The organism is Psychrobacter sp. DAB_AL32B, from assembly GCF_002224105.1.
GTDB lineage: Bacteria > Pseudomonadota > Gammaproteobacteria > Pseudomonadales > Moraxellaceae > Psychrobacter.
The window spans coordinates 43,161-53,911 of sequence record NZ_NEXU01000063.1; the positions used below are offsets into that span (position 1 = coordinate 43,161).

The 10,751-nt window shown below is 42.8% G+C and carries 8 protein-coding genes; 5 read left to right on the forward strand and 3 right to left on the reverse strand.

What is annotated here, in order from left to right; translation table 11 throughout:
- The first annotated feature begins 299 nt into the window (after positions 1–299).
- Both rlmH and CAN34_RS07310 read left to right on the forward strand, forming a co-directional pair.
- A complete protein-coding gene (gene rlmH, locus CAN34_RS07305) occupies positions 300–788 on the forward strand; it encodes a 23S rRNA (pseudouridine(1915)-N(3))-methyltransferase RlmH (RefSeq protein WP_089555086.1) in 489 nt (162 codons plus the stop codon).
- Between the two features lie 85 nt (positions 789–873).
- Complete coding sequence (locus CAN34_RS07310; RefSeq protein WP_089555087.1) at positions 874–1,788, forward strand: class III extradiol ring-cleavage dioxygenase; 915 nt, start codon at positions 874–876, stop codon at positions 1,786–1,788.
- Between the two features lie 66 nt (positions 1,789–1,854).
- Here CAN34_RS07310 and CAN34_RS07315 read toward each other — a convergent pair whose 3' ends face one another.
- Positions 1,855–3,348: an amidase gene (locus tag CAN34_RS07315; RefSeq protein ID WP_089555088.1), complete on the reverse strand. Its 1,494-nt coding sequence runs from the start codon at positions 3,346–3,348 to the stop codon at positions 1,855–1,857.
- Between the two features lie 261 nt (positions 3,349–3,609).
- The gene (locus tag CAN34_RS07320) at positions 3,610–6,993 is read right to left on the reverse strand and encodes a DNA translocase FtsK (protein WP_089555089.1); all 3,384 of its coding nucleotides are present in this window, start codon (positions 6,991–6,993) and stop codon (positions 3,610–3,612) included.
- Between the two features lie 712 nt (positions 6,994–7,705).
- On the opposite strand from CAN34_RS07320, the gene trxB reads away from it, so the two are divergent.
- The 3 genes from trxB (at position 7,706) to CAN34_RS07335 (ending at position 10,106) form a co-directional block, all read left to right on the forward strand.
- Complete coding sequence (trxB, locus tag CAN34_RS07325; protein WP_089555090.1) at positions 7,706–8,728, forward strand: thioredoxin-disulfide reductase; 1,023 nt, start codon at positions 7,706–7,708, stop codon at positions 8,726–8,728.
- A gap of 30 nt (positions 8,729–8,758) precedes the next feature.
- Positions 8,759–9,577 (forward strand): leucyl/phenylalanyl-tRNA--protein transferase, encoded by an 819-nt coding sequence (gene aat, locus CAN34_RS07330; protein WP_089555096.1) that lies wholly within the window; start codon positions 8,759–8,761, stop codon positions 9,575–9,577.
- A 94-nt stretch (positions 9,578–9,671) separates the two neighbouring features.
- The gene (locus CAN34_RS07335) at positions 9,672–10,106 is read left to right on the forward strand and encodes a MerR family transcriptional regulator (protein ID WP_089555091.1); all 435 of its coding nucleotides are present in this window, start codon (positions 9,672–9,674) and stop codon (positions 10,104–10,106) included.
- A gap of 66 nt (positions 10,107–10,172) precedes the next feature.
- Here the strand turns inward: CAN34_RS07335 and rimI are convergent, their stop codons facing one another.
- Positions 10,173–10,649 carry a ribosomal protein S18-alanine N-acetyltransferase gene (gene rimI, locus CAN34_RS07340; protein ID WP_089555092.1) on the reverse strand — a complete coding sequence of 159 codons (477 nt, stop codon included), beginning with the start codon at positions 10,647–10,649 and terminating at the stop codon, positions 10,173–10,175.
- Positions 10,650–10,751 lie beyond the last annotated feature (102 nt).

The following is a 10,751-nucleotide window of genomic DNA, read 5'->3' on the forward strand; positions in this document are numbered from 1 at the left end:
GACTCCTTTCGCTTAAAAAATGTTTCAAGCTAGCTTTTGGTTTATTATAAAGACATCATACTGTTGTTCCTTATCTCCTTAAGAAACACCTCACTTTCTTGAACTCTTTTTAAGCAAGTAGTCTTTAAGAGAACAACTTCTAGAAAGGCAATCTTTAATAAAATAGAAATTAAAGAACAACTGTTTGTCGAATGCTAGTAAAGCACAAAATCTGGCTTTGTAAAAGGTTCGTTTGTTACATTACCTTAAGCGCAGAATTTTTTTGTTACAATTAATCATCTATTGAAATGGTACACACTATGAAAGTAAGAATATTGACCGTTGGTAATAAAATGCCAAAATGGGTACAAACTGGTTTTGATGAATACTACAAACGTATCCAGCCGATGCTCAGTACAGAAATTGTTGAAATTGCTGCGGCAAAACGCGCTAAAAACCCTTCGGATGCCAATTTGGCTCAATACCGTGAGCAAGAAGGTCTGGCAATATTAGCCGCTCATGCTGCTGGAGGACGTGAGCAATTATGGGTATTGGATGTGAAAGGTAAAATGCTTTCCACTGAAGATTTGGCAGACAAACTGGCTGATGGCATGCAGCAAGGTGATGATATTGCCTTGATCATCGGTGGTGCCGACGGTGTATCACCAGAGGTATTAGCAAAAGCAGATGTGAAATGGTCATTATCAGCGCTTACGCTACCGCATCCTTTAGTACGGGTTGTGCTCATGGAGCAGCTATATCGAGCGATGAGTATCAATCATAATCATCCTTATCACCGTGGTAATTAAAACCAATTACTTGATATAAAACCATCATTATTAATCACAATGATAAACAGATTGAAAACTGGGCGCGTGCCCTAATAAATGCAACATGAGATATCCTAAACCTGCAACACCTAATGCTCAAAGTGCCAATCAGCAACGCGATGACAGTCGTGACGATTTGTCTACGCCACTAATATCGACGCCAATCACAGCGGCGGCGGCTTGGGCAGACGCGCCGACTATATCGAGTGCAGCGAAACGACCGAAACTACCTGCGCTATTTATCTCGCATGGTGCTCCGACGCTCGCTATCGAACAATCAGCCACGACAAGCGCGCTGGCACGTATAGGTCAAAACCTACCTAAGCCCCGCGCTATCGTCATTATGTCTGCGCATTGGCAATCGGCCAAACTTGAAATCAGTAGTAATCCGCAGCCAAAGACTTGGCATGACTTTTCAGGCTTTACCCCTGAGCTGTATGAGCTTCAATATCCTGCTGCTGGTCACCCAGCACTTGCCGAGACGCTGGCGCAGCAACTGAGCGCGCGCGGTATTGTTTGTAGGGTTAATCCCTTGCGTGTCAGCGACCATGGCGTATGGGCACCACTTTTACACCTGTATCCGCAGGCCGATATTCCTATAGTACAAATATCCTTGCCACACTATTATGACAGTATCGCCTGCTATCAATTGGGCGCACAATTAGCACAGCTACGCCATGAGCAAATTCTGATTATTGGCTCAGGGAATATTACGCATAATTTACAGGCGCTACGCTGGCAAGCAGAAAGTATTGATCAAACCGCAAAAAACTTTAAAGTCTGGTTACTACAACAGCTAAAAACAGACATTCCTAGCGCTCTAGACTGGCAGCAATACCCTGACTACAAGGATATACATCCAAGCGATGAGCATCTACTGCCACTATTTTTTGCTTTAGGTGCTGGTCAGCGCGTATCTGTCGTCCACCAAAGTATGGCGCACCATAGTTTGGGCATGGATATCTATCGCTTTGATTAAAAGAATTGAATCAAAGCAAAAGCAATAGATATAAAGCGTCAGACAGATATGGACAGGCATATAAAACTACATCTCAAAAGCAAGTTTGGTAAATAAACCGGCGCGCTCCATCTCTCCAGCGACACTCAACAACGTCGTTTCATCATTCATGCGCCCAATCAGCTGCATACCAATTGGTAGGCCTTTTTTGCTCATTCCGACGGGCAATGACATAGCCGGTAGTCCAGTAATATTACCCAATAAAGTAAAGCCCATTTTTCCTAGTACTGGCGAGCTTAACTTTTCAATCATTCCCGAACTAAAGGCATATTTACCCATATCAATGCCTTTGTTTAGCAAACCCGCACTACGCATAAGCATCTCATCCATCCGACTTGGTGGTAGTACGCCATGTTTCACTGCCGGTGTCGGGACGGTTGGGCACAAAATCATATCGTAGGTTTCGAGCAACAGACCGGTTTGATATTGGCTATCATGCCAGCCATGCTTAGCATGAGCCAAATCAACGGCAGATAATGAACGTCCAAGCAGCGTCATATTATACGTTTGCGGCTCAAGATTTTGTATGTGCTGTGCACCGTGGCAACGCTCGATATTATCGATGGTAAAAGCAGTATGCGCACAGACTACCACTAAAAAATCATGCCAAAACTGTTCAATATTAATATTAGGTTCAGCAGGCACCACACGATGCCCCATGGCTTCCAGTTGTTTAGCCGTCTGCTCTAATACGGCAAGTACTTCTTTATCGACCACAGTGTTAGCGACCAACGGCTGTTGATGCAAGGCGATGGTTAATTGCCTTGGCGCGCGCATTGCGGCCTCTAGAAAGGTTCTATCTGGTGGCGCAATAATATAAGGCGCACCGATCTCTGCACCGCTTGTAGCGTCAAGCATGGCGGCACTATCGCGCACGCTACGCGTAATCACATGATCTGCCACTGCCCCTTCCCAGCCTTCGCCAAATAAGGGACCCATTGGGTTGCGACCACGACTGGGTTTAAGTCCAAATGTACCACACCACGCGGCAGGAAAACGAATAGAGCCACCACCATCACCAGCGCCTGCCATCGGTACGATACCGCTTGCCACTGCCGCCGCACTACCACCCGATGAACCACCAGAGCTATAACCTTTCTTAAAAGGATTGTGAGTCACGCCATGCGCTTTTGGTTCAGTGGTGATAATCAAGCCAAATTCTGGGGTATTGGTTTTACCAAAAGTGTTCACACCCGTGGCTTTCATACGCTTGACGATTTCGTTATCGCTTTTTGATATAATACTGACACTACGGCTGCCCATGGTGAGAGGTTCATCAGCGAAGCTAAAAGATAAGTCTTTTAATAAATAAGGGACGCCGTTAAATACACCGGCTGGCAGTCCTGCCTGCGCCGCATCATAAGCACGCTCGTCAAAACGATGAATAATAGCGTTCAATTTAGGATTGAGCTGATTGGCTTGATCGACTGCCGCATCAAGCAACTCTTTAGCGCTGACTTCCCCTGCATTGACTAAGGCTGCTAGCGCTAACGCATCGTATTGGGTGTATTCTTTAAACATAACCGACCTTCCTTGGAGAGTGACTGAATTAAGGTTTATTTTTTAAATCTTATGCTTATCTGTCTCATAATCAATTACCAGTTTAGTATAAAAAATCATTGCTTATGATGGATAAACAAACTCATTGGTCATTTGAAAACATAAGTGTCTATTATTAATAATGGATGTAATCGTAAATGACCACATATATTCCAATAATAAAAAAGCGAGCTACTTTATTTAGTAACTCGCTTTTTTATCATTGAATTAAGCTTTATATTTTTACATTAGTAGCTCACGTTTACCACTTTTACCCATCGAGCTGACCAGTCCAGCATCCTCCATTGAATCTACAATTCGCGCGGCACGGTTGTAACCAATGCTGAATTTACGCTGGATACTAGAAGCAGAAACTTTACGTGTCTCCATAATAAAACCAACGGCTTCATTATAAAGATCATCATCTTCACCAGAGGCGCTGGCACTACTGCCGCCACCGGGACTAGACAACTCAAAATTGCCAGCCATATTATCAATATAATCAGGTGCACCGCGCTCACGCCATGCATCACAGACACTATTGACCTCTTCATCGCTGACATAGGCACCATGGACACGATCCGGTTCAATCTGTCCGGGCCCTAAGAACAACATATCACCATTACCAAGCATATCTTCTGCGCCACCACTATCCAAAATAGTGCGCGAATCCACTTTTGAGTTCACTCGTAGCGCCGCTCGTACTGGAATATTGGCTTTAATCAAACCGGTAATGACATCGACTGACGGGCGCTGAGTCGCTAGTATCAAATGAATCCCTGCTGCCCGCGATTTTTGCGCCAAGCGTGTAATTAATTCTTCAGCTTGCTTACCAACCTGCATAATCATATCGGCAAATTCATCGGCGACGATGACAATCATGGGTAATGTTTTAAGCTTAGGTGCTTGACTAATACTCACGCTGTCATTGGGTCGCCATAATGGGTCAAGCATGGGATTACCTGATTTTTCAGCAGCAATAACTTTTTTGTTAAACTCATTCAGCTTACGGACTTTTAATAAACTCATGAGCTGATAACGGCGTTCCATCTCTGCGACGCACCATGACAAAGCACTGGCAGCTTCGGTCATATCGGTCACGACTGGCGTCAGTAGATGTGGAATATCATTATAGTTGGCAAGCTCAAGCTGCTTAGGATCGATAAGAATCATCCGCAGCTCGTTTGGCGTATATTTAAGCAGCATCGATAGTAACATCGCGTTGACCAAGACTGATTTACCAGAGCCTGTCGTACCAGCAACCAACATATGGGGCGCTCGTGCAAGATCAGTAATAATAGCTTTACCACCAATATCTTTACCCATCGCCATACTAATTTGCGCTTTAGGATCTTTAAATTTTTCGGTATCTAATAGCTCAATCAAGCGCACCATTTCGCGCTGTTTATTGGGCACTTCAATGCCAATATAGGGTTTACCGGGAATCACTTCGACCACACGTAAGGATGCCATTGATAATGAACGCGCCAAATCGCGTGAAATTCCCGTGACCTTGCTGGCTTTTATCCCAGGAGCTAGGTCTACTTCAAAGCGGGTCACCACAGGGCCTGGAATCGCATTGACGACGTTTGCTTTTACATTAAACTCTTGTAACTTAATCTCCAAAAGCTCTGATAATTGTTCAAGCTCAGCAAGCGTATAGCTTGGCTGACGATTGGGATCTGGCTTATCTAAAATAGACATCTCTGGAATCGGCGACAGACTGCTACGATAAGCAGCCGTTTGCATCGATCGTGATTTTTGGCTGAACGCAATATCATCACTAATATGCGGCATAACGGGCGCATTACTATCTTCAACGCTATCGTCTTCCGGCATCATATCGGTAATATGATTGCTGCTATCGCCTTCTGGCACCGCAAAGCTTACCGTTGGCTTCGTAGCTGTTGTCAGTTGATTATCTGGCTCGATATTGAGCTTGATATCTGGCATTGAAGCGCTAGTTTCTACCGTAGGCGGTAGCTTAGGGTTAGCAGGCGGGGTATTGGTTGGCGTCATATCAGTGGTTTCGAAAGCTGGCGCAATCACATTTACCACTTTTGACGCACTGGCCATACCTGCTATAGAAGAGGATTCCAAGTCATTTGAGAACTCAGGTTTTTCAACAGACCATTCATTAGAAAAGTCATCAGCAGGTTTATTAACTGAGTCATTCACTAAATTATCAGATACCTCTACAGTAGGCGCAAATACCGTCTCTAATATTGGCGCTTCTTCCTCTTTACCTAGTTCAGTAGCTGAAGGCACTGCTGCATGTTCTGCTAACCATGCATCCACTAAGGTGTCAACAGTGTCAACTGAATCAGAAATATCAGTGTCCGTATGATGTTCGGCATTTAATAATGGATTGACTTGTGATTCGTTAGGCAACTGAACACTCTCTTGATTGGTATCAAAAGCAGGTTGAGTAGACGATATATTTGTCGTTGAAAGTTCTTTACTATCCGTCTCTGCATCAGAAACGTCTATATTTGAGCTATCAAAAAAGTCAGCGGCAGATTCATCTGAACGTGGCGCGTTTATAGCAGAAGAATCATAAGGTATCGTATCCTGCCCCATATTCATCTCATTCGCCAACAAATCATCGACAGTATTGGCATCGTTCCATGCAAAACTCGGTTCAACTTTTCTTACCGGTGTTATTGGAGCATTTGCAACAGGCGTCGATGCTTGATTGATATTAGAGATGGTGGCATTACTAGCCATGGTGGCAGCCGTTTGTAATTGCTCATCCCGTCTTGCACTATCACTTGCTGCTTGTGCCGCTGCTATCATAGAGGCTTTTACGCCAGCACCCAGTCCTGAAGTCGATAAAAAATCTGTCAAAACATTACTGAAACGACCACTTCTACTTCCATTTTCCCTATTACCAGCGTGGTCAGCCGCTTGTAACTCAAGCGGTAACTGCTCATATTGTTGCTGGTTTTTTTCAGCTATCACAGTGTCATTAACATTAACATCCTGTTGGACAGCATCGGCTTCTTGTGATGTTTGACTATGATCAAACTCACTATCTTGGTTTCTGATACCAGAGCCAAGCCACGACCATGACTTAATTTTTTCATAAATCGTCAGCCAATGGATATTAAAAGCAAACGTGGCCGTAATAATGACAAACACTGTCAAAAACGTCACACTCCCCCACTGCGATAACAGCTGAGCCAGCCGCGCTTGTAGTTCAAGACCGATAATACCGCCAGCAACACCCTTGAGACCTGACGTCATGGGATCCGCTACCTGCTGCACCAAGGCAATCACTTGCGCAAATAAGGCGCTGGCACTTAATATTAAAAACACATAAGCAACCAAGCGTAGTAGCCAAAATGTTGGTTTGTTATCCCACCAAATCAGGATAGATTCATAAACCAAAAACGCCAACAACCACCACGCGCCAAAACCAAAAAAGCTGTAGAGCAAATCTGATAGCCAAGCACCCGTCTCGCCGCCCATATTATTAATCGCAGTCATATCACTACTGATGTGCGACCAGCTAGGATCATTACCCGTATAAGTCATTAAAATGACAAACAAGTAAACCGCTAGTATTGACCCAAGTAGGGTAAATATGCCCTTTTTTAAATAATCAATAAGTGGTGCTGATATCACGTAAGATCTGCCTTGTTGTTAATACTAAATGGTCGCCAACTCATGATTAAGCTTAATCATGCTGACATAAATTCCTGATAAAGACTGCTGCAATAGGTTACTACTGATGCGGCGTAATGATACGAAAACTGTATCTAAAATATTACCGTAAAATATTAAACGCGTTACTGTTTTTATTTTGTGCTCAGCATACAACTTCTTATAATAACAAATACATAGCTGCCGTGGCGACCGTCTTATAAATAAAGAGTATAAGAAAATCAATCTAGCAGTAATTTAGTTGAGAATGCATCTATTAAAAAAGGATGCGTGTATTTTTTGCAGTAAAACATAGTCAGAATACTTTAACAACGCTACAGTACTGCTGGTATAAATTTTTTGTAGCCTCTGTCTGCGTAGGCACAGCAAGCAAGAAAAATTCATACTAGCAGTACGTGATATATCAATATTACTTTCCCATGACTATATTTGAATATAAACTCACTTTTTCCACTAAAATCTCAAGCGTCAGATGCTTTAGTTCTAATGATACCCATATTTGTTTTAGCAAACTTGCACTTTTTGCTCTTAGCCCTTATGTTATTATCACATAGCAACGATAAAAACCAGATACGTCGTCATTTTTACGCTTATCTTTTATAATACTTATAATATCTACTTATTATTTTAACGTTGAACCTTTTCACTTTTATTGCTCTAGCAAGGAAATCTTATGGCAACTGATAATACTGCTCCACGCCACGAAAAATTGATTATTTTAGGTTCAGGTCCTGCCGGATATTCGGCAGCGGTCTATGCGGCGCGTGCCAATTTAAAGCCTGTTATGGTTACGGGCATGGAAGTCGGCGGACAGCTCACGACCACCACCGAAGTCGATAACTGGCCGGGTGATGCACATGATTTAACGGGTCCTGCGCTCATGGATCGTATGAAAGCCCATGCCGAACGCTTTGGTACAGAACTGGTTTATGACCATATTAATGAAGTTAATTTAAATGTACGCCCTTTTGAGCTGACTGGTAATAATGGCAACTACACTTGTGATGCATTAATTATTTCAACAGGCGCATCAGCACAGTATTTAGGTCTAGAGTCAGAAACCAAATTCCGTGGTCTTGGCGTTTCCGCTTGTGCGACTTGTGATGGCTTCTTTTATAAAGACCAAAAAGTTGCGGTCATTGGCGGTGGTAACACGGCTGTTGAAGAAGCGCTGTATTTATCGAATATCGCAGCTGAAGTCACTTTAGTGCATCGCCGTGATAGCTTGCGCTCTGAGAAAATCCTTCAAGACAAACTGTTTGAAAAAGCTAAAAACGGCAATATCAAAATCGAGTGGAACCACAGCGTAAAAGAAGTGGTTGGTAATGACATGGGCGTTAATGGCGTTGTCATCGAATCTATGATCGATGGCAGCACTAAGCAACTGGATGTGTTCGGTATGTTTGTCGCTATTGGTCATAAGCCCAATACTGACTTATTTAAAGGTCAGTTAGAGATGAAAGATGGCTACCTTATTGTCAATAGTGGACTTAATGGCAATGCGACCCAAACCAGCATTGAAGGCGTCTTTGCCGCAGGTGACGTGGCAGATCATGTGTATCGTCAAGCGATTACTTCTGCGGGTACAGGCTGTATGGCAGCACTCGATGCTGAAAAGTATCTAGATGCAATAGGCGAAACGGTCGCTCGTGATCATACTTATGACTCTACATTGACTGCAGACAAAGAAGCTTAAGTGAGCAACTCTTCTAAAGACAACGACCGCATTGATATCAATGCGGCTCATATAACGCCTGAGACCTTTGGTAAAAATATCAGAAGTCTTGGGCGTTATGACTTCCCAGATCCTGCTATGGTGGATCCTGATGGCATAGGTATTGTGGCTGTCGGGGGAGATTTAGCACCTGAAACGCTGATTTCTGCCTACGCGCAAGGGTTATTTCCGTGGTTCAATGAAGACGAACCCATTGCTTGGTGGTGTCCTGAGCCACGATGTGTGATGGTGCCAGCTGACTATCAACCGAGCAAATCACTACACAAACAAGCGAACCGTGAACGTTGGCAATTAACCCTTAATCACGCTTTTGATGAGGTCATACACGCTTGTAGTTTACCGCGTAGTAATGGCGTCAATGACGATCTTAATGAAAGTCAGCCTGAGGGCGAACATACTTGGATTCATAACGAGATGATTGAGGCTTATACTGAGCTACACGCTCAAGGTTTTGCCCATAGCATTGAGGTTTGGGATGATAAAGGACAGCTAATTGGCGGTTTATACGGCTTAAAAATAGGTAGTATTTACTTTGGCGAGTCGATGTTTCATCGTGCCTCCAATGCATCAAAACTGGCATTTTGGGGCTTAATGCGCTTGTGTGATCAGAGTCATGTAGCGCTCGTCGATTGCCAATTACCCAATGAGCACCTGATGAGTTTAGGCGCAACCACCTTACCGCGTGCGAAATTCTTAATCCAATTAAACTCTTTAATAGCTAATGGTTCAAGCAGATGGCTCAAAGATTCTCATAAACCTTTACCAGTATCGCTACTTGATACCTTAAATCCTTGGCAATTAAGTTACTAAATTGATTGAATAAGCATCATTATTATCGCTCAGTATCACCTACAATCATTATCTATATAATCAGCCACTTACACCTTATAACCATGAGTTTACTATGGCACCTGATACATCATTTTTATTAATAGGAAGGCTGGCGTCAAAAGCCAACACTACCAAAGATACGATTCGTCATTATGACCAATTGGGGCTGCTGAAATCTCGTAAACGTCAGGCAGGTTCACGGCTATATACTGAATTCCATCCAGAATGTGTTGAGCGCATTGAATTAATCAAAAGCGCGCAAGCTATTGGCTTTACGCTGACTGAAATAAAGGATAGCCTCAACGATTATTACGATGGGCAGCTCGATATTGACTTACAGTTGACCCTTACCCAGCAAAAATTGACTCAAATCAGAAAACAACAAGCTACCATCAGTTTGATGATAGAGATGTTGACCGAACGCATTGATATTCTCGAACATATGAAAGCAGACAGTGAATACAAGCTTGATATTGAAGTCTGTAAAAAGCAAACACCCTCACTCTGATAATAAAAAATCCGACTAATATAGTATTTTTATTTTAATAAATTCGCTCAATGATATTTGAAGCCATTAACGATAAATACGCTGCATGATTAAAGCATCTATCGCTGGCTGATGAGGTAATTGATAATAGCCTTTACGTCTATGAATCACCACAAATTCTTGCTTTTCATATAATCCTATCGCAGAAATATTATCTGCTCGCACCTCTAACAAAAAACTCTCTACCTGATTGGCCTTTAACTCCTCATTTAGCCTAGCAAAAAGTTGTGAAGCAATACCTTGACGTTGATAGTCAGGATGAGTGCCAATACGTAGAATTTCTGCTTGCTCAAACAATACTTGGTATAAGCAATAGCCAATCGCTTCGTTTTTAGAAGTATGAATAACGACCATTAGACTGATACTATCTTGTTCGAGCAGATCGTTAAGTGTTTGATACGTCCATGGCTCTTGCAACTGGACAACCGCTTCGATAGCAGCGACATTTTTAATGGTTGCTATGCTTTCATCTAAGTCGGTTGTTAGTATTTCTATATTGAACATCAGCTCTCTTCTGTCTTTTTTTAAATTAAGATTGTTTTTCCTTCAGCTATAAACACTATAATCACAACCCTTTACTTTAGCTACAAACACCCACAAAAAAAG

What these genes read in the sequence shown, in the direction of transcription:
- rlmH (WP_089555086.1), top strand. Translation starts at nt 300, where the DNA reads ATGAAAGTAAGAATATTGACCGTTGGTAATAAAATGCCAAAATGGGTA.
- CAN34_RS07310 (WP_089555087.1), top strand. Translation starts at nt 874, where the DNA reads ATGAGATATCCTAAACCTGCAACACCTAATGCTCAAAGTGCCAATCAG.
- CAN34_RS07315 (WP_089555088.1), bottom strand. Translation starts at nt 3,348, where the DNA reads ATGTTTAAAGAATACACCCAATACGATGCGTTAGCGCTAGCAGCCTTA.
- trxB (WP_089555090.1), top strand. Translation starts at nt 7,706, where the DNA reads ATGGCAACTGATAATACTGCTCCACGCCACGAAAAATTGATTATTTTA.
- CAN34_RS07335 (WP_089555091.1), top strand. Translation starts at nt 9,672, where the DNA reads ATGGCACCTGATACATCATTTTTATTAATAGGAAGGCTGGCGTCAAAA.
- rimI (WP_089555092.1), bottom strand. Translation starts at nt 10,649, where the DNA reads ATGTTCAATATAGAAATACTAACAACCGACTTAGATGAAAGCATAGCA.